Annotated in this window: 17 protein-coding genes; 6 read left to right on the forward strand and 11 right to left on the reverse strand. The window is 53.5% G+C overall.

Going from position 1 to position 23,830, the window contains the following annotated elements; translation table 11 throughout:
- Positions 1 to 753: 753 nt before the first annotated feature.
- From spoIIR to fni, 8 genes are all read right to left on the reverse strand, one after another.
- Complete coding sequence (gene spoIIR, locus B9T62_RS29485) at positions 754 to 1,542, reverse strand: stage II sporulation protein R (RefSeq protein WP_245864122.1); 789 nt, start codon at positions 1,540 to 1,542, stop codon at positions 754 to 756.
- Positions 1,543 to 1,665: 123 nt separating this feature from the next.
- Positions 1,666 to 2,853: an FtsW/RodA/SpoVE family cell cycle protein gene (locus B9T62_RS29490; protein ID WP_087918516.1), complete on the reverse strand. Its 1,188-nt coding sequence runs from the start codon at positions 2,851 to 2,853 to the stop codon at positions 1,666 to 1,668.
- Between the two features lie 344 nt (positions 2,854 to 3,197).
- Entirely contained in the window at positions 3,198 to 4,385 is a 1,188-nt protein-coding gene (locus B9T62_RS29495) for an FtsW/RodA/SpoVE family cell cycle protein (RefSeq protein ID WP_087918517.1), read from the reverse strand.
- Between the two features lie 113 nt (positions 4,386 to 4,498).
- Entirely contained in the window at positions 4,499 to 5,536 is a 1,038-nt protein-coding gene (locus tag B9T62_RS29500; RefSeq protein WP_169834532.1) for a N5-glutamine methyltransferase family protein, read from the reverse strand.
- Positions 5,537 to 5,561: 25 nt separating this feature from the next.
- Positions 5,562 to 6,629 carry a peptide chain release factor 1 gene (gene prfA, locus B9T62_RS29505; protein ID WP_087918519.1) on the reverse strand — a complete coding sequence of 356 codons (1,068 nt, stop codon included), beginning with the start codon at positions 6,627 to 6,629 and terminating at the stop codon, positions 5,562 to 5,564.
- Between the two features lie 266 nt (positions 6,630 to 6,895).
- Entirely contained in the window at positions 6,896 to 7,996 is a 1,101-nt protein-coding gene (gene ychF, locus B9T62_RS29510; protein ID WP_087918520.1) for a redox-regulated ATPase YchF, read from the reverse strand.
- A 1,173-nt stretch (positions 7,997 to 9,169) separates the two neighbouring features.
- Positions 9,170 to 9,643 (reverse strand): GNAT family N-acetyltransferase, encoded by a 474-nt coding sequence (locus B9T62_RS29515; RefSeq protein WP_245864125.1) that lies wholly within the window; start codon positions 9,641 to 9,643, stop codon positions 9,170 to 9,172.
- A 42-nt stretch (positions 9,644 to 9,685) separates the two neighbouring features.
- Positions 9,686 to 10,795 (reverse strand): type 2 isopentenyl-diphosphate Delta-isomerase, encoded by a 1,110-nt coding sequence (gene fni / locus B9T62_RS29520; protein WP_087918521.1) that lies wholly within the window; start codon positions 10,793 to 10,795, stop codon positions 9,686 to 9,688.
- Positions 10,796 to 11,172: 377 nt separating this feature from the next.
- Here fni and B9T62_RS29530 point away from each other — a divergent pair, with 377 nt between their 5' ends.
- Both B9T62_RS29530 and B9T62_RS29535 read left to right on the forward strand, forming a co-directional pair.
- The gene (locus B9T62_RS29530; RefSeq protein WP_087918523.1) at positions 11,173 to 12,702 is read left to right on the forward strand and encodes a phospholipase D family protein; all 1,530 of its coding nucleotides are present in this window, start codon (positions 11,173 to 11,175) and stop codon (positions 12,700 to 12,702) included.
- Between the two features lie 194 nt (positions 12,703 to 12,896).
- Positions 12,897 to 13,283: a hypothetical protein gene (locus tag B9T62_RS29535; RefSeq protein WP_157794058.1), complete on the forward strand. Its 387-nt coding sequence runs from the start codon at positions 12,897 to 12,899 to the stop codon at positions 13,281 to 13,283.
- A gap of 118 nt (positions 13,284 to 13,401) precedes the next feature.
- On the opposite strand, the gene cls is transcribed toward B9T62_RS29535, so the two are convergent.
- Positions 13,402 to 14,910 carry a cardiolipin synthase gene (gene cls / locus B9T62_RS29540; protein WP_087918525.1) on the reverse strand — a complete coding sequence of 503 codons (1,509 nt, stop codon included), beginning with the start codon at positions 14,908 to 14,910 and terminating at the stop codon, positions 13,402 to 13,404.
- A 225-nt stretch (positions 14,911 to 15,135) separates the two neighbouring features.
- On the opposite strand from cls, the gene B9T62_RS29545 reads away from it, so the two are divergent.
- The 3 genes from B9T62_RS29545 (at position 15,136) to B9T62_RS29555 (ending at position 20,537) form a co-directional block, all read left to right on the forward strand.
- The gene (locus B9T62_RS29545) at positions 15,136 to 16,050 is read left to right on the forward strand and encodes a TetR/AcrR family transcriptional regulator (protein ID WP_087918526.1); all 915 of its coding nucleotides are present in this window, start codon (positions 15,136 to 15,138) and stop codon (positions 16,048 to 16,050) included.
- 125 nt (positions 16,051 to 16,175) lie between these two features.
- Entirely contained in the window at positions 16,176 to 19,355 is a 3,180-nt protein-coding gene (locus B9T62_RS29550; RefSeq protein WP_087918527.1) for an efflux RND transporter permease subunit, read from the forward strand.
- 132 nt (positions 19,356 to 19,487) lie between these two features.
- Positions 19,488 to 20,537 carry a DUF7309 domain-containing protein gene (locus B9T62_RS29555; RefSeq protein ID WP_087918528.1) on the forward strand — a complete coding sequence of 350 codons (1,050 nt, stop codon included), beginning with the start codon at positions 19,488 to 19,490 and terminating at the stop codon, positions 20,535 to 20,537.
- Positions 20,538 to 20,702: 165 nt separating this feature from the next.
- Here B9T62_RS29555 and B9T62_RS29560 read toward each other — a convergent pair whose 3' ends face one another.
- The gene (locus tag B9T62_RS29560) at positions 20,703 to 21,398 is read right to left on the reverse strand and encodes a TorD/DmsD family molecular chaperone (protein WP_087918529.1); all 696 of its coding nucleotides are present in this window, start codon (positions 21,396 to 21,398) and stop codon (positions 20,703 to 20,705) included.
- Positions 21,399 to 21,684: 286 nt separating this feature from the next.
- On the opposite strand from B9T62_RS29560, the gene moaA reads away from it, so the two are divergent.
- Positions 21,685 to 22,686, forward strand: a complete 1,002-nt coding sequence (gene moaA, locus B9T62_RS29565) for a GTP 3',8-cyclase MoaA (protein ID WP_087918530.1) — start codon at positions 21,685 to 21,687, stop codon at positions 22,684 to 22,686.
- Positions 22,687 to 22,787: 101 nt separating this feature from the next.
- Here the strand turns inward: moaA and B9T62_RS29570 are convergent, their stop codons facing one another.
- Positions 22,788 to 23,399, reverse strand: a complete 612-nt coding sequence (locus tag B9T62_RS29570; RefSeq protein WP_087918531.1) for a LysE/ArgO family amino acid transporter — start codon at positions 23,397 to 23,399, stop codon at positions 22,788 to 22,790.
- Between the last annotated feature and the right edge of the window lie 431 nt (positions 23,400 to 23,830).

Here is a 23,830-nt window from a genome sequence, read left to right on the forward strand (position 1 = left end):
AGGAGCCTCTATATCACAGAAAACCCTCGCTTTTGAGCCTGTTTTGACGACTTAGGGGCTATACGGTCCGTAAGACGTCAAAAGATCGCAGATAGGAGGAAATAGGGGCTATACGGTCCGCTAGAATGCAGGTTACCTAGTTCAAGGGCTTGGAGTCTCGCGGGGTCCTAAGTAGTAACCGAAACCGAAACTGCAACTAAATTCAGCTGAAATTCCTATCTGGAGGCGAATAAGTGCAAATCTGTAACTAACCTCGAGTAAACCGGGCCTGTAACACTCAAACGCGCAAATTAGATGCCTTTTCGCATCTATTTATTCCAAATAAAGGAAGAATAGTCTAATTTAGATGCATATTCGGTTACTACTTAGGACCCGGGTTTTTCCATATAGATTTGAGCGTTCTAAATCCAAACACGTAGGTGGCTATGGGGAAAAGTTACCACTAAATTGTCTTTCGAGGGCATTATGAAGCGGATAGCACGTAATTAACGGTAGAAACTCCCTATAACCCCATCGAATCCCCATTCTGAGACCAACTAGCGGTACATTTTCCCTATAATTCTTCGTTGGACCTAAGTAGTAACCAGTTTCGCAACTAAATTAATAATTCGAACTTAGGAAACTCCCGCAACGTTTAAAAACGGCCCCTCAAAAGGGGCCGCGGCCAAGTACAAGCTGCTGATAAAAGAGTAACATATCCGCACTCCAAATTGTAGACTGCATTGCACTTCCCTAGCTTAGCTTCACAAGCGTTTAAGACCACAGCCCGCAGATCCAGTTCCAGATGTTCTGCAGCAGCTCCCAGACGAAGAAACGCACTTCCGGTTCCTTACCCTCGCCGGTACCTGCATCAGAAACAGTATCTACAGCCTGCCCGTTGGCCGCTTTCACCTTGGCTCCATCGACTGCGGAAGCTGACAGCTTCTTCGCTGTCCCAGTGCCCTTGGACTCTTTGGAATTGGACTGTTCAACCTTCTTGTCCGCAGCAGGCGCTGCCGCCGCATCGCCTGACCCCGCATCGATGAAGCAGAGCGGCGGGAACAGCACGCACCACCAGTTCTGGCCTTTGCCTTCGCCAAGCGTAACGCGGACCGCCTCGTATTCACCCGCCGGATACACTGTTCCACCATACATTTTGGTAGGGAACGGCACAACGCCCAGCTCTACTGTGTAATCATAATCAATCCCGCGCGCCGCCAGTTCACTGGCCACCAGCTGGTTCAGCTCCGGCAGATGACTGCGGATCAGCGACCGCGCTTGTTCCAGACTCTGCGGGTCCTCAAGACCGCCTACCCACTGGTTCATCTGCTCCACAATGCTGTCGCGGATCTGCCGTTTGACCAGCTGGTCCTGCGCACCATCCGAATTCGCCAGAATACGCAGCCGGATCGACTCCCGTGGAATAGAGGAGGATGCTACGGCAGCATCACTTCGCTGCCCTTCCCAGGCCATTACAATGATCATAAAAAAACAAACTAAAATGGCAGTATACTTAAAGGTTACACGCAGGGAATCTTCCAGCCCCATGTTTCTGTTATTCATCTAAATCCGCCCCTCTCTTCTCCTGTGCTCCTGGTATCCAGTATGTCCAGGGAAGAGAGTCTGCAAACCTAGCAATCTATAAAACTTCTTCTACTTCTGAGATTCAGATCAGCAGCCGGAGGCTCAGAGTGTCTTGGACTGGATCGCATAATCGGCCGGCAGCGCCAGCGTATCCTCCTCTTCACGGCCATAGAGCAGTACGCTCATCGCAATGCCCATACAGGCCATATTCAGCAGCAGCGAGGTGCCGCCATGACTGATGAAAGGCAGCGTAATTCCGGTCAGCGGCATCAGTCCGATAAAGGCGCCGATATTCTCAAAGATTTGGTATAGCAGCATGGCTACCATGCCGACAATGATAAACGGGCCACCCGGATTGCGGCATTCCAGCGCGATCAGAATCAGTCTGTGAATCAGGATAAAAAACAGCAGCAGCAGCAGGGCGGAGCCCACAAATCCAAACTCCTCGGCAATCTGGATAAAAATCGAATCCGAATATGTATAAGGCACGATATTGTTCTGTACCGAGTTCCCCTGCATATACCCTTCCCCGCTTAGTCCGCCGGACGCGATGGCAATCTTGGCATTTTCGGTCTGGAATTTATGATCATTGGAGGCCAGCTCAGGCACAAGCCACGGATCAAACCGCGAGATTAAATGACCAAAGCCAATGGTATCCTTAATGAAATGAACCGCCTGGTCATGATAATGGATATAACTAAAGATGCCAGCCACAGCGATACCGCCAACGATGCCCAGTCCGATCAAGGTATGCGAAAGCTTAAGGTTGCCAATCCACAGGAGGCCAAACAGAATAACGATATAACTCAGCGCGTTGCCGATATCCTTCTGCGAGATGACGATTAGAAACGGCAGCAGTGTGAACAGGCCCATGGGCACAACGTCCTTCCAGAAGGCGAGCGTAACTCCTTTTTTGCGGACCAGAAAGGAAGACAGAAACAGGATCAGTGCCAGCTTGAACAGCTCTGCAGGCTGCACGCTGTTATTCCCGATGTACAGCCAGCCCTGCGCCCCGTTGATCACCTTGCCGAAAAAGCTGACGTATACAAGCAACCCCACTCCGGCGATATAGATGTACAGCGCGTATTTGATAAATAACCGGTAATCCACAAAGGACAGCAGAAAAAACACAATAAACCCAAGAATATAGAACTGCACCATCTTCGTGTGGTAGCCGTTCAGCCCTTCCCTGCCTTGCGTCACACTATAAATCGAAAAAATACTGATACACATCAGCATAGCCAGCACGATCACGATCGTGATATCAATTTTCTTCAGCTTCTGCAGCATGGTACAACTCCTTGCTCTGCGGGGGATCAGCATATCCCCCTTAAGAGGACAGCCTATTCTATTGTAAGGCAAGCCGCTGAAGAAATACAATTTTTATAGATTCACCCCATAATATCCCTCTTAGTGCTTCACAAGAAGAAACGGCTTGCCATCCTCTGAAAAGCGTATGCTTCCGAAGCAGCGATACTACGTATCGCTTTCAGGCATCCGTTTCTGCGAGAAATAGAAGGATAATGGATGACGTGAAACATATACATTCTTATATTTCAAAAAAACCGCCACCCTCTCATAGCTGACAGGAATGGCGGTTCGTATAGTTTCTGACAGACTCGACAGATGCAGGGCTACCTCTGCTTGGCGGTCACCTGCTGCTGACCATGCTTCGGCAGATCATCTTCAACTTCCCGGCCATGCAGGCGCACGCTCATCACCAGGCCAATGCTGGCCATATTGATCAGCAGTGAGGTGCCGCCAAAACTGATAAACGGCAGCGTAATTCCCGTAAGCGGCATCAGTCCGATAAAGGCGCCGATGTTCTCAAAAATCTGATACAGCAGCATCGCCACAATCCCGATAATCAGGAAAGGTCCCGCCCGGTCCCTGCTCTCCAGTGCAATCAATACCATCCGGTGGATCAGGATGAAGTACAGCAGCAGCACAGCGGCAGAACCCACAAATCCAAACTCCTCCGCAATCTGCACAAAGATCGAGTCGGAGTAGGTGTAAGGCACACGGTCGGTCTGTACAGAAGTCCCCTGCATATATCCTTCCCCGCCCATTCCGCCGGAGGCGATGGCCAGCTTGGCATTTTTGGTATGATAGACCGCTTTGGCGGTTGCTTTATCCGGAACCAGCCAGGGATCGAATCGTTCGATCCAGTGTGAGCGGTTGATATCGGTCAGAAAGGTTTTGATCTGGTCATGAAAATGGATATAGCTCATAATTCCGGCAACCGCTGTGCTAGTAATTACCACAAGCCCTATTAAAGCATGCGTATACTTGATATTTCCGATCCACAGCAGTCCCAGCAGAATAATAATGTAAGAGAGCGCGTTCCCGAGGTCATTCTGCGAGATCACGATCAGGAAGGGCAGCAGCGTCATCAGACACAACGGCACCACATCACGCCAGAACTGCAGTTTGTTCTTCTTCTTGCGGACCAGGACGGCGGAGAGGAAAAGAATCAATACCAGCTTGAACAGCTCTGCAGGCTGCAGGCTGAGGCCACCAGGGAGAGACAGCCAGCCCTGGGCGTTATTCTTCGTTTCTCCGAGGAAGCTGACCAGCACCAGCATGCCTATGCCGAAAAGATAGATATAGAGCGCGTTCTTGACCAGCAGCCTGTAATCCATGAAGGTCAAGCCTATAAAAGCCACGAACCCAATCCCGTAATATTTCAGCATGCGGATATGATGCCCGTTCAGCGTATCCCGTCCATGGGTGACACTATATATGGCAAAAATGCTGACAGCCATCAGCAGCACAAGAATAACGATAATGGCGCCGTCAATTTTTTTAATTTTCTGAAGCATGCCTTGCCTCCTTGCTTGATTACGGGTTTATATTGCGCAAATACGCAAAAAGCCCCGCTGCGTTTCTATTGTAAAGGAAGGGGCAGCATAAATACAAATTTCTCTTTGCAAAGCTAGCGCGCCAGACCCAGCACATGGCGCGGAATACCGGCGAGATCGCTAATGGTAACGATCTCGTTCCAGTGTCCGGCTGCCTGCAGCAGCGCAGCCACCTGCTCGGCCTGGCCCTGGCCGAGCTCAAAGCCGACCAGGCGCGGGGGTGCCGGGAGCAGCGGCAGCTGCTCCATCATGCGGCGGTACGGGTCCAGCCCGTCCGCTCCGCCGTCCAGCGCCGTGCGCGGCTCATGGTCGCGCACCTCGCGCTGCAGCCCGGCGATATCGCCGCCGGGAATGTAAGGCGGGTTGGAGACGAGGATATCCGTCTCCAGCCCGGCGAACGGCTCGAGCAGGTCGCCGAGCCGGATGTCCACGGCCGTGCCGTGGCGCAGCGCGTTGCGCCCGGCTACGGCCAGGGCCGCCGGCGAGATGTCGCCGGCGCAGACCCGCCACGCCGGCGCTTCGGCCGCCAGCGTGACCGAGATCGCTCCGCTGCCGGCGCCGATATCGACGGCGGTCAGCGGACGTGCGGCGCGCGCATGGCCCGCGCCGCTTCCCGGCAGCTGCGTTTCACCCGCAGCACCTTCACCCCGCTGCGTTTCACCTGCAGCAGCTTCGCCCCACTGCGCTCCAGCCGCAGTGCCTTCACCCCGCTGCGTTTCACCCGCAGCGCCAGCCGCCGCTCCGCCCGGCGCCAGCCCGTCCGGCCACAGCTCCGCGCTGTAGCGGAGAATCGCCTCGACGAGCAGCTCCGTCTCCGGCCGGGGAATGAGCACATCCGGCGTCACCTCAAAGGGACGCCCGTAGAATTCCTGCTCCCCCGTGATGTACTGCACCGGCTCCCCTGTGGCCCGCCGCGCGACCATCGTCTCCCAAGCACCCTTGGCCGCTTGCGGGAACGGATCAGCGAGCGCCATATAATAGGCGGCGCCGCTCAGACCCAGCACCTGCTCCAGCAGCAGTTGCGCACTGCGCTGCGGCTCCGCTACGCCGCAGCCGCCCAAAAAAGAAGAAGCCTCCGCAAAGGCTTCCCGGATGCTTCGCACCTCCGACATGACAAAAGCATCATTATTCAAAGCATTATTCCCCTTTTTCCATCAAGTCCGCCTGCTCGGCAATCGAAAGCGCGGAGATGATCTCGGTAATATCGCCGTTCATGACCTGCTCCAGCCGGTGCAGCGTAAGACCGATACGATGATCGGTAACCCGGCTCTGCGGGAAGTTATATGTGCGAATACGTTCGCTGCGGTCTCCCGTTCCCACCTTGCTCTTGCGTTCGCCGGAATATTTGGCCTCTTCTTCCTGGCGCTTAAGGTCGGAGATACGAGCACGCAGCACCTGCAGTGCCTTCTCCTTGTTGGAGTTCTGCGATTTGCCGTCCTGGCAGGTCGCCACGATGCCGGTAGGCACATGCGTTACACGTACGGCCGATTTGGTGGTGTTAACCGACTGCCCGCCTGCTCCGCTGGAGCAGAAGGTATCGACGCGGATATCCTTATCATGAATTTCGATCTCGAAATCCTCCGCTTCAGGCATAACCGCCACGGTGGAGGTCGAGGTATGAATCCGTCCGCCTGATTCCGTTGTCGGAATGCGCTGCACGCGGTGTGCACCGCTCTCATATTTCATCTTGCTGTAAGCCCCACGGCCGTTAATCAGGAAGATCACTTCCTTGAATCCGCCCAGGTCATTGGTGTTGGCATCCATCAGCTCCACACGCCAGCCCTGGGTATCGGCATAACGAGTGTACATCCGGTACAGATCGGAGGCGAACAACGCCGCTTCGTCTCCACCGGCTGCACCGCGGATTTCCACGATCACATTCTTGTCATCGTTCGGGTCCTTCGGCAGCAAAAGGAGATGGATCTTATCTTCCAGCTCCACCTGGCGCGCGGAGAGCTCGTCGATCTCCATCTTGACCATTTCTTTCATGTCTTCATCCAGCTTCTCGCTCTGCATCAGCTTCGCAGCGTCGAGCTCTTCCATCACATTCTTATATTCAGTATAAGCCTCATAAGCGGGCTGCAGGTCTGATTGTTCTTTGGAATAGTCCCTCAGTTTCTTACTGTCGCTTGCAACATCCGGGTCACAAAGCAGTTCACTGAGTTTCTCATAGCGGCCCGCCAGGGATTGCAATCGGTCCAACAAGGGAATTCACCTCTCCTGTGTCAATTTCATTTTTAGTTTGCATAACAATTATAGATATACGACTTTATATTATATCACCAATACGCTTGATTGGCTACACCTCGGCAGAGCTGTGAGCAGGCAAGCCAGGATTTATTTTATAGCAAGTAGAAACGGCTTCGACGCCCTCTCATTCTTATATTAAAAAAAAGGGACATGCCCCATAGGAAGCAGATTACCCCCGGAACAGTCCCCTAGATTGCTTATTCTACCGGTAAACCGGTGACTTATACGTTGAAACGGAAATGCATAACGTCGCCGTCCTGGACCACATATTCCTTGCCTTCCAGACGCAGCTGCCCGCGTTCCTTCGCCCCGTTCATCGAACCGGCAGCCACCAGATCGTCATAGGCCACCACTTCGGCACGGATGAAACCACGCTCGAAGTCACTGTGGATCACGCCCGCTGCTCCCGGAGCCTTGGTACCACGTTGAATCGTCCAGGCACGGACTTCCTGCACACCTGCGGTGAAATACGTGTACAGACCCAGCAGTCTGTAAGCTGCTTTGATCAGACGGTTCAGGCCGGATTCTTCGAGTCCCAGCTCTTCCAGGAACATCGCTTTGTCTTCGCCTTCCAGCTCGGCAATCTCCGCTTCCACCTTCGCACTGATCGCTACAACCTCTGCATTCTCCGAGGCGGCGAAATCACGTACCTGCTGCACATAAGGATTGCTGTCGGCCGTCGCTACTTCCTCTTCGCTGACATTCGCGGCATAGAGCACCGGCTTCAGCGTGAGCAGATGAAGGTCGCGCAGAATCAGGCGCTCGTCTTCGGACAACTCCACGCTGCGTGCAGGTTTGTCGTCATACAGGGAGACCTTCAGACGCTCCAGCAGCTCAACCTCCTGGGCATATTTCTTGTCGCCGCCCTTGATGTTTTTGCGGGAACGGTCGATCCGCTTGTCAATGCTCTCCAGATCAGCCAGGATCAGCTCCAGGTTGATGGTCTGAATATCGCTCAGCGGGTTCACCTTGCCGTCGACATGGGTAACGTTCTCATCCTCAAAGCAGCGCACCACATGTACGATCGCATCTACTTCGCGGATATGGGCCAGAAACTTGTTGCCTAGTCCTTCACCTTTGCTCGCACCGCGCACCAGACCGGCAATGTCAACGAATTCAAAAGCGGTCGGCACTGTCTTCTTGGGTACAACCAGCTCGGTCAGTTTATCCAGACGCTCATCCGGTACTTCAACAACACCCACGTTGGGGTCGATGGTGCAGAACGGATAGTTCGCCGATTCGGCTCCCGCCTGCGTAATCGCATTAAACAAAGTGGATTTCCCTACGTTCGGAAGTCCAACAATTCCCGCTTTTAAAGCCATTTATATGACAACTCCTATTTTCAAAATATAAAAAATTTAAATGTTTCACGCTATAACTTATCCTTCTATTTCTCGCCGAAACAGATACCTGAAAGCGATACGTAGTATCGCTGCTTCGGAAGCATACGCTTTTGTAGAGGGCGGCGAAGCCGTTTCTACTTGGCTAATTGATCATTACCGCAACCACACGATCTAAACCATTATATATTAGAACATAGGGTCCAGCAACACCGGATGTTTAATGACTCTTTGCAACGGTTCGGCTAATGGGCTTGTGCTTACATAATATTCTTTTTCATCTGTCACAACAAAGACATCGCTCACACTGAAGCTTCTACCCGATTTAGTTGCGAAAATGGTTACTACTTAGGTCCCCTAGCCCTCTTCGCTCGTAACCCTCGCTTCGATTTCAGACGGTTGCGGACTCAGGAGCCTCTATTTGCTGTAAATAGGCCGTTTTGCAGGATTAACGGACCCAGGAGCCTCTATACCACAGAAAACACTCGCTTTAGAGCCTGTTTTGACGACTTAGGGGCTATACGGTCCGCTAGAATGCAGGTTACCTAGTTCAAGGGCTTGGAGTCTCGCAGGGTCCTAAGTAGTAACCGAAAATGCATCTAATTTGGGCGTTTGAGCGTAAGAGGCCTGAATTACTCGAGATTAGTTGCAGATTCGCACTTATTGACCTCCTGATAGGAGTTTCATCTGAATTTAGTTGCACTTTCGGTTACTACTTACGTTCCAGCCAGGATTTAGAGTGTTGCCCTGGAACCTTCGGAGCAAATAGATGCGAAACTGCAACTAATTTCAGCTGAAACATCGATTAGCAGGCGAATAAGTGCAAATCTGCAACTAATTTCGAGCAAATCACTCCTGAAACGCTCAAACGTCCAAAATAGATGCGTATTCGCACTTATTTCCTCCAAAACGAAAAAAAACGGCTAAATAGATGCGTTTTCGCAACTAATTATTCGCCTCCCTAATTATGGAGCTGAGTCTCTGTTGTTCTTACATACGGAGTCCTAAGCAGTAACCACTTTCGCATCTAATTATTCCGAAGGTTGCAGGGTAACTTTCTAAATCCTCGCTGGAACCTAAGTAGTAACGTAAAAAGAATTTAAACGGCAAAAAGACCTCTCCCGAGGTCGATACTGCAGACTATGTGTGGTAATTCTACAGTTCTTTGGACATTGTGATGTCCGTTACCGCATAACCCATTTTCTTATACAATCCCAAGGCCCGGTCGTTCTGGCCGAAGACATGCAAGCCGATCTTCTTGACGCCCATGCCCCGCGCTTCCTCGTCGAGCGCCAGCATGGCTTGCTTGCCGTACCCTTTTCCCTGAAACGCTTCGAAGACATAGAAATCATAGATAAAGGCTTCCAGCCCGCTGCGGCCTTCGTTTACGTTGAACCAGATGTACCCGGCCTGCGTCTCGCTCTCAATCTCTACTATAGAATATAAATATGCGCCTTCGGTATGCAGACCCTTAGGCAGAAACTTGGTCATTTCTTCCTTCGATTGCTTCAGTGCATTGACTGCATCCCAGGCCCCGGACTTCACTTTGTCCGCCGCATAATCGCGGGTTGATTGACCGAGGAAAAACTGGAATGTTGATTCGTCCATCTGGACCAGCTTAATCATCATGGTTAACCCTTCCTATCGTTCCGTATTCATCCTGGCAGCTTCTTAACGCCGCTGCAGGCGTTTGGTACCGCGCAGTGCCGTCAAATCGGCCGCGCCGATGCCAAACATCGCCGTCTTCAGCTCCAGCTCCACTTGTCCCAGCGCAGCATCGAGCGCCTCTTCTGATTCCACCGCCGGACCAAGCAGATTGCGCCCGAAGCCGGCCAGATCGGCGCCCAGCGCCAAGGCTTTGGCTGCGTCCACTCCGTTCCTCAGCCCGCCGCTGCCAATCAAAGCACCCTGAGGCGAAGCCGCCCGCACTTCGGTTATACATTCGGCAGTCGGGATGCCCCAGTCGGCAAAAGCTTCCGCAGCCGCGCGGCGCACCGGATCGGTGCTGCGGAACTTCTCTACCTGACTCCAGGAGGTGCCGCCCGCACCGGCCACATCCACAAAAGCGGCACCAGCATTATACAGACGCAGCGCTGTCTCCCCGTCAATGCCCCAGCCGACCTCCTTCACGCCAACCGGAACGCCGAGCGTTCGGCAGACCTGCTCGATCCGGCCTAACAAAGAGGCGAAGTTTGTGTCGCCCTCCGGCTGGAACACCTCCTGCAGCCCGTTCAGATGCAGCACCAGCCAGTCTGCTCCAGCAATCTCCACCGCACGGCGGCATTCATCCACGCCGAACCCATAGGAGAGCTGCACCGCGCCCACATTGGCGATTACGGGAATACCTGGTGCTACATCCCGCACATGAAAGGTTGCCGCCAGCTCGGCGCGTTCAACGGCAGCTCTTACCGAGCCTACGCCAAGCGCCCAGCCGCGGCGCTCCGCCGCTTCTGCCAGACGGCTGTTAATCGCGCCGGTTGCCGTACTGCCGCCGGTCATGGAGCTGATCAGCAGCGGGGTCCGCAGCCGACGCTCCAGAAAGACCGTATCCAGCGAAATATCGGCAAAATCCAGCTCTGGCAGCGCATTATGGCGAAACCGGTACTGCTCGAAACCGGTGGTGACTCCATTCGCGCCGACTTCTTCATTCAGGCAGAGACGAACATGCTCTATCTTGCGTTCTCCAGTCTTGGACGAAGGCAACAGAGACCTGGGATCCTTACCTTCGGCTGGCTGCGAACCTCTGCCGGAGCCCGGGCCATCCTGCGGCGTATGGTTCATGATCTCTTCACCCCGTTCTTTACCCTTTATTATAGGCAACTGCCAGAGTCGTTGGCTCCGTCTGCATACCATTCTTGTACACAATACGTTTCATTATAACACATCCCTGCCGCATACTTGACAATAATAAGAGCTCTGCCTCTGCGGGACTCAGCCTGAGCCGCGATATGTTCACCGACAAGACGTCCGATAAGGACGACCGGGGTGCCCCCGCCAGAATAGGAAGTTTCTGATTTCAGGACAATAGAAGAACACAGCAAGCAGATATTCCCTTGCTGCTTCAGTTCATGCAAATGGGCGTTAATAGGTTGATACATGCCGGAGCGTGCCAGATTTGGTGATTCACATCCGCTTCGCAACTTTCAGGAGGAACTCCCATGAACCTAAGCAGCAGCCGTCCCCGTTCTTCCCCAGGTCCGCAGTTTCTTACACCTAAAGAAATCGACAGATTGAACCAAAAGCGCCCTGCGCTACGCCGTCGGCTTGTACCAGCCGCACTGCTGCTGGTGCTCTGGCTGATCGCCGTAATGATCTATCAGACACATAAGGCGCTGCCGCCCGGCATTTCTTATGAGAGTCCTGTGTATAAGGTGAATGACGTAGCCTTCTGGCACGACGTGACCCATGCGGACGGAAGTCCGACAGGAGCGCAGGAGAGCGAGATTCTGCCGAGGATTCTGCAGATCATCGACGAATCACGGCAATTTCTGGTCATCGATCTGTTTCTGTTCAATGACTATACCCACACAGACCAGCAGTTCCCGGCGGTCAGCCGCCAGCTTGCGGACAAGCTGATTGCCCATAAGACGGCCTACCCGGATATGGATATTGCTTTTATCACAGATGAGGTTAACACCAACTATGGTTCTGCACCGAATGCGCTGCTGGAGGAACTGCAGACAGCGGGCATCAAGGTCGTGTTGACCGACGTGGATGCGCTGCGGGATTCCACCCCCGCCTATTCAGCCGTATGGCGCACATTCATCCAGTGGTTCGGTCAATCAGGTAATGGATGGATTCCCAATCTTATGGCCAGCGGCGGACCGGATATTACCGCCCGCTCTTATATGAAGCTGCTTAATGTCAAAGCCAACCACCGCAAGGTCATTGCCAGTGAGAATTCGGCCTTGGTCTCATCAGGCAATGTACATGATGCCAGCGCCTATCATTCCAATATCGCACTGGAGGTCAGCGGGCCGATCATCGGCGACATCCTGAAGACCGAGCAGGCGGCGGCCGATCTGTCCGGAGCCGGGCCGCTGCTCAGTAAGGAGCCAGTGTTTACGGAGAGCGCAGCCGTGCCTTCGGAACCGTTGGAGGTACGGTATCTTACCGAAGGCAAGATATATAAATACGCGCTGGAGGCACTCGCTTCCGCAGATCAAGGCGATACAGTCTGGATGGGCATGTTCTATCTGGCCGATGAGCGTATTCTTGACGCACTGGTCGACGCCTCGGCACGCGGCGCCGAGGTCAAGCTGCTGCTGGACCCTAACCAGAACGCTTTTGGTCGCGACAAGATCGGCATCCCCAATCGTCCGGTGGCGATGAATCTGAACCAACGCTCTGACGGGGCTATCTCCATCCGCTGGTACAATACAACCATGGAGCAATTTCATCCCAAGCTGCTGTTTGTCTCCAAGCCCGGCGGCAGCTCCACCATTCTCGGTGGCTCCACCAACTTCACGTTGCGCAATCTGGATGATTACAACCTGGAGAACAATCTATGGGTATCGCTGAAGCAGGGTCAGCCGCTCCATCAGGAGATGACAAACTATTTCACCCGTCTGTGGAATAACGAAGGGGCAGAATACAGTCTGCCGTTTGAGGACTATCAGGGCGATATTACCAAGTTCAAATATTTGATCTTCCGCCTGCAGACTTGGTTGGGGTTTACTACCTTTTAATGATATCGATCCCACCCAAACCCTCCCTTCCAAGGGAGGGCCCCAAAGGGTTGCACCCTCTGGACACCTGCAAGTTTGGCGAATGAGCCTGGCGGTACTGTGATTAGGAGGCTGGGGTGTAGGAGCGCTTATCCCTGCGGGACCGCTTGGACGCCGTCTGGACGGGCCCGCTATCCCTGGCGGGATGCAAGCCTGTGGCTAAGGGCAAAAGCGGGCTGTTCCTGCGGAATGCGCAAGACCTTAAGATCAAAAGCGGGCTGTTCCTGCGGAATGCGCAAGACCTTAAGGTCAAAAGCGGGCTGTTCCTGCGGAATGCGCAAGACCTTAAGGTCAAAAGCGGGCTGTTCCTGCGGAATGCGCAAGACCTTAAGGTCAAAAGCGGGCTGTTCCTGCGGAATGCGCAAGACCTTAAGATCAAAAGCGGGCTGTTCCTGCGGAATGCGCAAGACCTTAAGATCAAAAGCGGGCTGTTCCTGCGGAATGCGCAAGACCTTAAGGACAAAAGCAGACTGTTCCTGCGGAATGCGCAAGACCTTAAGGTCAAAAGCGGGCTGTTCCTGCGGAATGCGCAAGACCCTTAAAATCAAAAGCGGGCTATTCCTGCGGAATGGGCAAGGGGCACGGCATATGATGAGCAAACCACTAAAAAAACCACCGAAGGCACAGCTGCCTCCGGTGGTTTGTGCTAGGGTAAATGTCCTAGAGCAGCGGCGACATCAGTCTCGCTGCCGATTCAAGCAGTCGCTCAAGCAGCCGCTTGTTCATAAATTCCTCATGCACGATCAGGCTGGTGGACAACAGATCGCGCTCGAAATCGGCCACGACACGGGCAACACTCTCTGTCTGAAGCAGCAGCGCATTAACCTCAAAGTTCAGATGGAAGCTGCGCATGTCCATGTTGGCCGTACCGATTGTGGCAATTTCCCCGTCTACAATCAGCAGCTTGGAGTGGATGAAGCCTTTCTCGTATTCATATATCTTCACTCCGGCCTCCAGCATCGAAGGGAAATAGGAATGGGAAGCCAGGAACGGCAGCCATTTGTCCGGCTTGGCCGGGAACAGCAGCCGCACATCCAGCCCCGACATCGCCGCTACACGGATCGCTGTCAGGATGTCCTCATCGGGAATGAAGTACGGGCTGGCAATCCAGACCGACTTCTCTGCAGAAGTAATCATCGAGAAGAAAATATTCTTCAATGCCCGGCGTTCATTATCCGGCCCGCTGGCGATAATCTGCACAGCTCCATCCCCGGCCATAAAGCGCAGCTGGGGCGAGAGATAGTCCTGCTCGAGAATCTTCTCGCCAGTGGTGTGCATCCAGTCCTGCAGGAAGATGATCTGCATGGTGCGCACGGCCTCTCCGCGGATTAGCATATGCGTATCCCGCCAGAAGCCGTAGGTCTTGCTGCGGCTTAAATATTCGTCACCTACATTCAGTCCACCCATAAACCCAACGTCGCCGTCGATTACCACAATCTTGCGGTGATTGCGGTAATTCACCCGACTGGAGAAAAAGGAGGTCGAGTTGCCGTAAGCCGCCACCTGAATGCCCGCATCCACCATCTCCTTCAGGAACGCCCTGGATAGCTGCATGCTGCCGACTGCGTCATACATAAACCGCACAGCCACCCCCGCACGTGCCTTGTCGATCAGAATCTGCTGAATACGTGTACCGATATGGTCCGCCCGAAAAATATAATATTCCATATGAATATGATGTTTGGCCTGGCGCAGCTCCAGCAGCAACGTGCCGAAGGTTTCCTCGCCATTGGTCAGAATCCGTGATTCCGATGAGAAGGATACCGGCGTGCGCGCCAGACGATGGGACAGACCCAGCAGCTTCTGACGTGAAGGAGTGAAGATCGACCAGTCCTGGTGCATGCGCAGCGCGTCATTCTCGATCATTTCATAGGCCATCTGATCGCGCTGCGCTTTTTTATCATATTTACGACGCTTGAACACATTCTGTCCAAACAGGAAATAGAAAACCAATCCCAACACAGGAATCAAAGCAAGCAGCAGAATCCACGACATCGTCGTCGAAGGATTCCGGTTCTCCATGAAGATAGCCAGTCCGATCGAAATTACTGTAAGTGTGGAGAAAATACTGATAATGGTTCCTCCGGTACTGCCGAAAACACCAAACCCAAAGTAATAAAATGCTAACAAAGCCCCAATGATGACTATAGCCTGCAGTCCTCTTCTCATATCTAACCTACCTTCTCATCCTGGCAATTCTCACGAAAATGTCACAAATATATATTACATGAAGAACCTCTTACTTCCTACTAGAATCGACGGTGAAATATCAATTGCGACAAAATTGTAACTTCTCTGCACTAAGATTTGTATTGCTTCTGTATCTGTACTATAATCTCCTTGACTTAAGAGTCATTTCCAGAACCCGAAAGTCAGAAGGGAGTATGCTGTGCAGTGGCTGACAAATCCGCAGACAAAGAAGAATTGATAATCAAGACCGCCATGCAGCTGTTTGCGCTGAAGGGTTCTTCGTCCACCTCCATGCAGGAAATCGCCTCCGCCTGTGGAATGTCCAAGGGCAGCCTGTATCTGGTATTCAAATCAAAGGAAGAGCTGGAACGCAGCCTTTATATATATTGCTTCCGCATGATCCGGGACCCCCTGCTCCGCGAGGAGCAGGAGGAACGGAGGACCCCGCAGGAGAAACTGCGCAACCAGGTGGAGATTCTGCTTACCCATGTGTACGAGCTGCGGGAATTTCTGCAGCGGCAGGTGCAGGAGATCGCCGGAAGGGGCATTGCCGATGTGCCAGAATGGCTGCGCAAGAGCAATGTCGACGTTCTGATCTGGTTCCAGAATAAGCTTGAACAGGTGTATGGCCCGGAAGTCCTGCCATACACCGGAGATTTATGCCTGGTCGCACATGGCATGATCAGCTCCTATATCCGGGTGATCTTCCAGCAGGATACTCCTGTGTCAATCGCCCGGATGGCGGACTATGTCGTGGATCTAATGGATATCATCGTTGCCGGGTTGCTGGGGGGCCAGCTGACTCCGCTGATCTCGCCCGCAATCGTTGCTGGCTGGATGGAGGAGCGTGAAGGTAACACCCGGCGCAACCCGCTGCAGATGATCAAGGAGATGAAGAACACGCTGGGGCAAGCTGACACCATGGATGCTCAGGAGAAAAACAATCTGCAGGAATCGTTGACAATCCTGGAGAGCGAGCTGCTTGTCCCCCATCCCCGCAGAGCCATTATTCAAGGGATGTTGTCCAATCTGCAGGCTGCCCCGCAGCTGGCAGGCGAGGTCGAGGAATTGAGTGCACTGGCCTTGCCTTACCTGAACCATTCTTGCAGCTTTCATTAGCCTCACAGCTGTATCTTTGCTTTAAATTGAGAGAGGACCGTATGGGATAGTGAGTATAACCACATTAATATCTAGAGGTCTTGCGGGTAACCGTATAAGGTCCGAGAGGAGCAGAAACGTATCTTATGAAAAGCTTAATCAATTTCTCGCTCAGAAATAAATTCGCCGTATGGCTTCTGACGATCATTATTGTATTTGCCGGGCTGTACAGCGGACTGACCATGAAGCAGGAGACGCTGCCCAACATCAGTATCCCCTATCTGAGCATTACTACCATTTATCCGGGGGCGGCTCCGGAAGGCGTGGTTAACGACGTCAGTAAACCGCTGGAGCAGAAGCTGCGCAATGTGGACGGCGTGAAGACGCTGACCTCCACCTCGCTGGAGAATGCCTCCAGCATCTTTATTGAATTCGATTATGGCACGAACCTCGATAACGCGACGGCAGCCGTGCGCGAATCCCTGAATGAAGTGGTGTTGCCGGATGATGTGCAGAAGCCATCCATCTCGCGCTTCAGCCTCAGCTCCCTGCCCGTCCTCTCACTGAGTCTGTCCGACGATAAATCCCAGGATCTGGAGGAATTGACCCGGATTGCTGAGAATGATATCCGTCCTGCCCTGGAGGATCTGGAAGGTGTAGCTTCCGTACAGATCGCCGGGCAATATGTCAAGGAGGTCTCCCTGAAGTTCAACCAGGCCAAGCTTGCGGAATACGGACTGACTGAAGACACGGTAAAAGGCATTGTGCAAGGCTCTTCGCTCCGCGTGCCGCTGGGCTTGTTCGAAATGGAGCAATCGCAGAAGGCCGTTGTCGTGGATGGAAACATCACCACGGTGGAAGACCTTAAGAATGTAACCATTCCTATCATGCCAAGCGGGGCTGCAGGTGCCGGCGGCGGCAATCCAGGTGCGGCAGATGCCACAGGCACAGGAACTCAGGCTCCGGCCGCCGGAGCCAATGAAGCCGATCCTGGACAGAATCCTGCGGCAGGCAATATGGGCTTGCCGACGGTGAAGCTGTCCGCACTGGCCAGCATTGAGGTCGTAGGCAACTCGGAATCGATCTCACGCACCAACGGCAAGGAGTCGATCGGGATTCAGATCGTGAAGGCCAATGATGCCAACACCGTTGGGGTGGTCAACAGCGTCAAGGACGAAACCGAGAAATTGAAGGCCCAATATAAAGACCTTGATCTTACCGTACTGCTCGACCAGGGCAAGCCGATTGAAGACTCCGTAAGCACGATGTTGTCCAAGGCTGCTTTCGGAGCGCTTTTTGCAGTCATTATTATCCTGGTCTTCCTGCGGAATATCCGCTCGACCATTATCTCGATTATCTCGATTCCGTTATCCCTGCTTATCGCCGTGCTCTGTCTGCGTCAGATGGACATCACACTGAACATGATGACGCTCGGAGCAATGACGGTTGCCATCGGGCGGGTAGTGGATGACTCCATCGTTGTTATTGAGAACATCTACCGGCGGTTGTCGCTTAAGGGTGAGAAGCTGCGCGGCCGCGAGCTGATCAGCGCCTCCACCCGCGAGATGTTCGTGCCGATTTTGTCCTCCACCATCGTAACGATTGCCGTATTCCTGCCACTTGCCTTCGTCAGCGGCATGGTCGGTGAGCTGTTCCTGCCGTTTGCACTGACGATGGTCTTCGCTCTGCTGGCATCGCTTGTAGTTGCGATTACTCTCGTTCCCGCCCTGGCTCATTCCTTGTTCAGGAACGGCCTGAAAGAGAGCAAGAAGACCCACAGTGAGGAGCCGGGCCGACTGGCTTCCGGTTACCAGAAGATCCTGAACTGGTGCCTCTCCCACAAACTGATTACATTTGGCGTGGCTGTACTGCTGCTTGCCGGCAGCCTGTTCTTGATCAAACCCATCGGTGTCAGCTTCCTGCCTTCGCAGGAAGAGAAGAATGTTACTCTGACCTATTCCCCGAAGGCCGGTCAACGGCTGGAGGATGTGGAGCAACAGGCACTGAAGGCCGAGAAATACATTCTGGCTCAGAAGAATGTGGATAAAATGCAATACTCCATCGGAGGCAGCAATCCCTTAGGCTTCGGTTCAGCCAACTCGGGACTCTTCTATGTCGCCTATGACAGCGACACTGCTGATTTCGATACGGTGAAGGAGAAATTAATTGAAGGCCTGACTAAGGAAGTCCCTGATGGCGAATGGGGAGATATGTCCGGCATGGTCGGCGGCGGTCTGGGCGGCAGCACGCTGACCGTCAATATCTTCGGCGACACGCTGGAGCAGCTGAAGCCGGTTGCTGATCAGATCGCCGGAATTGTCCAGGCGGACAGCACAAGCTTCAAGGATGGAGAGACCAGCCTCACAGAATCCTATGATCAATATACCATTGTGGCCGATCAGGAGAAGCTCAGCGCGCTGGGCCTGACTGCAGGACAGATTGCCATGAAGCTCAGCCCTGCCGGTGTCCGTCCGGTGCTGACAGAGATTGAACTTGACGGAAAGAACTACAATGTCTACATCGAGACTGACAAGGCTACGTATTCCAGCATAGAGGAGATGGAGGCTGCCACCTTGACTTCTCCGCTGGGCATGACCGTGCCAATTGGGGAGGTTGCCTCCATTGAGAACGGAACCTCGCCTGACTCTATCACACGCATGGACGGTAAGATGAAGGTTGATGTAACTGCGGAAATTATCGCAGAGGATGTCAACAGCGCCTCCAACAGCGTCAAGAACAAAATTGAAGACCTCGATCTGCCGGATGGCGTGACGGTTACATTCGGCGGCGTAACCGAGCAGATCAATGAGACCTTCGGACAGCTCGGCATAGCCATGGCAGCCGCAGTTGCCATCGTATACTTCGTGCTGGTGGTGACCTTCGGCGGCGGTCTGGCCCCATTCGCGATACTGTTCTCGCTTCCGTTCACCGTTATCGGGGCACTTGTGGCCCTTCTGCTCTCCGGAGAGACACTGAACGTCTCTGCGTTGATGGGAGCGCTGATGCTGATCGGAATCGTGGTTACGAACGCCATTGTATTGATTGACCGCGTCATTCACAAGGAGAAGGAAGGCCTGACTACCCGCCAAGCCTTGCTGGAGGCTGGAGGCACGCGCTTGCGTCCAATTCTGATGACAGCTCTGGCAACGATCGGCGCGCTCCTGCCGCTGGTTACCGGATTGGAGAACAGTGCGGGCATTATTTCCAAGGGACTTGGCGTGACCGTAATCGGCGGCCTTGTCAGTTCCACACTGCTGACATTGGTTGTCGTACCGGTTGTGTATGAGTTCCTGATGAAGTTTCGCAGCAAAAAAGTAATTGAATAGCTGAAGCAAACCCACGCCAACTACGGTTTGACCGAAGGTACTTCCCTTACCGGGGAGTGCCTTTCCGTTTGTTTTCGGCGCAGGCATGCTGCATAATCAAGAAAATGCTACTAATAAAGGAGGATGCGTAGAATGAACAACTCAAAGGCTACCGTTGCCGAATGGCGGCGTTTGTTCGATACTGTCATTCAATTCAAGCAGCTTAGCCCCTGGAAATGGATGGGCAATGAGGACTACCTGGCCATAACCGATCCCGAGACAGGTGAAACTGGTTATGGTGTGGTGCTTGGCGCCGGCGGGCAGGAGTTCGGATTCAATCTGTACCTTGGACCTAAAGCCGGCCTGTATCTGCAGGAGCTGTCCTCCATCTATGAATCGCCTGTGGAGGGTGATCTGGCAGAGCTTGCATTCAATATGAAGGGAATAACTGTGAATTTCCAGGACAGGCTGGATCTGGAGAAGGCAGATTATGTGCTGATTAAAGGGCTGGGCTATACATTCCGCGGCGCCAAGGCCTGGCCCCGTTTCCAGAGCTATGAACCGGGAATGATGCCCTGGACGCTAGACGGCCAACAGGTCCGCTGCCTTACGGCCGCTGTAGAACAGGCCGTTTATGTTGCCGGAGAACTGCGCGATAATATCATGCTGTTCAGTGAACAGGATAAAGCACCGGCCAATCCCGGCAAGAATCGCCCCCATCGTGTGCCCACGGTGACGACAGAAGGGGTGGAATGGCATACGGAGTGGCTGCCCTGGTTCTTGCCGGGAGATTATCTGGAGCCTTACATCTATCCCAACGAGCTGCAGCTGTATCAGCTCAAGAAACGCCTTGCCTCTTCCACTGAGGTCTGGGAATCGGATTACTCCTTCCTGCCAGTTGCCGTAGGCGAACACGAGCGACCTGTGTATCCCCGGCTCTGCCTGTGGGTAGATCCACAGAACAGCCGGATTCTAGCTGCCGACATTGTAGAAATAGCCGATTGCCGCCAGGAATATGTATCATCGCTGATCGCCCTGTTGGAGAAAAGCGGGCAGAAGCCCGCACAGCTGACTGTAGCCTCCCCCAAAGCACTCCTTGCTCTGCAGAGCAGCGCAGCTATTCTGGGTATCCCGCTTCAGCTTCATCCGAGGCCTGAGGCCTTGCTGCACGCCAGAATGGCGCTTGAGGATAGCTTCTTCTGAACGCTCAAGTGGAAACGGCTACGCCGTCCTTTTAAAGGACAGGGTGTTTCAGCGAGAAATAGAAGGATAATGTATAGCGTGAAACATATAAATTCTAATATTTGCACCAAAGAAACCGGCCTGGATATCCAGACCGGTTCTCTTCATTATGGGCGTAAGGAGTTCCTAGACCATCGCAGCCGAACTGCTCTCCAGTGAGGATTTCCATGCCCGCAGCATTTGCAGATCCTGAGGCAGAAATTCCTCCAGCATGTGGCTCAGTCCGAGGTACAGCGGGCTGCCCGTAGCCGCGTTCAGCCGTTCGCAGAATATCGGTGTCCATCTCAGCAGATGGTCCTCCAGGAATCTTTCCTGGATCTCCAGCAGCTCCATGGCGCTGCGCACCGAGAAGCTGTTATAGAGCATCCGCTCATGCATGACCGCCATGAATTCCAGCTCCATGGCAATATGATCATCAGCTTCTCCGCTGCATTTCTTAAACACGATACCCGCAGATGCATATACATCGGCAATAACGTTGCAGAATTCTTCTGCACGTCCCAGCTGTGCGGCTTCGCGGGGAATAAAGGGTCTAGCCGCTTTGTTGTTCATCAGACGCTTGTACTCCTGCTGCTCCTTCTCACAGATCTGCGGCAGGCTGGCAGGCTCCTGACTGCAGAGATACCGCTTCAATTCACGTCCGCCTTCAGTCATCTCTGCGGCTACACCCATCTGGCGGTTACGGCTCCACTCTGCGATCCGGGAGAGCGATGGCGCTCTGCCCAGGAAATCTACCAGCAGCTGATATATTAATCCCCGGCTGTCCAGCCAAAGGCTGAAAGCCTCCGGCACAACAAGTGATGGTACGGTTTGTATGGTCATTTTGCAAATCCCCCTCTAATAGTTTGCCAGAGAATAAAGCGCAACATAGGCGGCTATATTCGTCCGGTATCCTAGCTGTTTTCGCAAAAATGAAATTATTCATCCTTACTTAAAGTATATCGAATATTTAAAGCGCTTTCGGTGAGCATTCTATGACCATTGCCGGCAAATGTCGCAGTTCTGTCAAATTTAAGCCTAACCTTATCCAAGCTGATTTACCCGCCCACACATTGACGTGCGTCCAAACGGTCTTTAAAATTTAAACAACACAGAGAGGAGCTACGCCATGGAGCCGCTTACCGATCCTTTTGGACGATTGCATGATTATATGCGAATTTCGGTTACCGACCGCTGCAACCTGCGCTGCATTTATTGTATGCCTGCAGAAGGGATGGAATTCCAGCCGCAGGACGAGATTCTGAGCTATGAGGAAATCGCCGCCGTTGTGGAGTCGCTGGCCCCGGCAGGGCTGCGCAAGGTCCGGCTGACCGGGGGAGAACCGCTGGTGCGCAAGGATCTGGAGAAGCTGGTAGCTATGCTGTCCGCCATACCGGGCATTGAGGATATCTCACTCACCACCAATGGTATGATGCTCCCTGCGAAGGCAGAACTGCTGAAGGAAGCCGGGCTGTCGCGGGTGAACATCAGCCTGGATTCCTTGCGCCAGGACCGCTTCTCCATGATTACCCGCGGAGGTGAGGTCAGCCGGGTGCTGAAGGGCATTGAAGCCGCCCAGGCAGCCGGGCTGTCTCCGATCAAGCTGAACGTAGTCTTGATGAAAGGGATTAACGACGATGAGATTAAGGACTTTATCTCGCTGACCCTGAACCGTCCGCTGAATGTGCGGTTTATTGAATATATGCCAATCGGCAGCGCCAGCGATTCCTGGCGGCAAACGTATCTGCCGCTGGAGACGGTGCTTGAAGCCTGCGCCGAGGCGGGCTGGGAGACCGAGGAGGCGGATATGCCCTCCGGCAATGGTCCTTCCCAGAACCGCCGGATTGTCGGTGCCAAGGGCACTTTCGGGCTGATCCATCCGGTCAGCGATCATTTCTGCGACAACTGCAACCGGCTGCGGCTGACAGCAGACGGGCACATCAAGGCCTGCCTCTACTGGGCAGACGAATACCCTGTACGCCCGCTGATTGGCGATCCCGAGGCCATACGCAGCCAGTTCCGCCAGGCACTCGGCAACAAGCCGCATAATCATGAAATGGCCTTGGCACTGGAGCAGAAAGCCCAGAGCCATACGCCAACCGCACGGCGGATGTCGCAAATCGGCGGCTAGCCGCGTATCTCATCCTCCCGCTGCAACCCAGTGCTGACGCTTTCCACTCTGTTCAGGGTGAAGCTCGGCACGCTTTGGGTTGCAGAGCGGACTGAAGCGGATCAGAGCAGTTGCCACAGCTGCAGACACATGTACAGTGCTACTCCCCAAATTAGCAGCGCAGAGCTTTTGTTCAGCAGCCGGAGCAGACTGCCGGATGCTGCGGCCCGGCCCAGCTGCCGGCCTGCTGCGGCCAAGGCTAAGAACCAGACCCAGGACACTGCTGCTGTAGTGGCGGCAAAGGTCCAGCGCTCCAGCCCGGCGTACTGCAGGGCATTGGTTCCAATAACGCCAACCGTGTCCATTAAGGCATGCGGGTTCAGCAAGGAGACCGACAGTGCGTACCCCACCTGCTCCTTCAGTGACAACAGTCTGCTGTCTCCCGACGCCGGAGCCTCCCGCCAGATTTTCCAGCCCATAAAGCCCAGAAACGCAATGCCAGCCCCATATACCACCGGAGTCACCCATCCGATAGAGAATACAACCAGCGACACTCCGCCCACAGCGGCGGCGATCAGCAGGGTATCACATAATGCGGCGGTGAGAACGACCGGAAGTGCTCTGGCAAACCTCGGCTGCAAAGCTCCCTGGTTGAAAACAAATATATTCTGCACACCCAGCGGCAAAATAAGGCCAAACGCTAGTATCACTCCATGTAGAATGGCTTCAGTCATTATCGCACCTTCTCTTCTGATTATTCATTCAGACGTCCGGAGGGAAAAAGGGGGCTCCGAAAGGCATCCTCCACAGCCCCATTGATTTAGTTGCGAAAGTGCATCTAATTGGCGAATTTCTTGCGTTTTGGAGGAAATAGATGCAAAAAGGCATCTAATTTGGTCTTCTGAGCGAAATAAGTCCGATTTACTCTTGATTAGTTGCATATTTGCATTTATTCGATCGCTGATAGGAGTTTTGGTTGAATTTAGTTGCACTTTCGCATCTAATTGCATTGAACGTTCCAGGGTAACCTTCTAAATCCTCACTAGGATGTAACGTAGTAACCAGTGGCTTGCATCAGTGAGCGTGGCAGTCAGCCGCCGCTTGACCGATCATACCGCGCCTATCCGGCGACGTAACCATCCAAGTTCCATACTGGGACCCAACC

It is taken from the genome of Paenibacillus donghaensis (assembly GCF_002192415.1).
GTDB classification, from domain to species: domain Bacteria; phylum Bacillota; class Bacilli; order Paenibacillales; family Paenibacillaceae; genus Paenibacillus_AQ; species Paenibacillus_AQ donghaensis.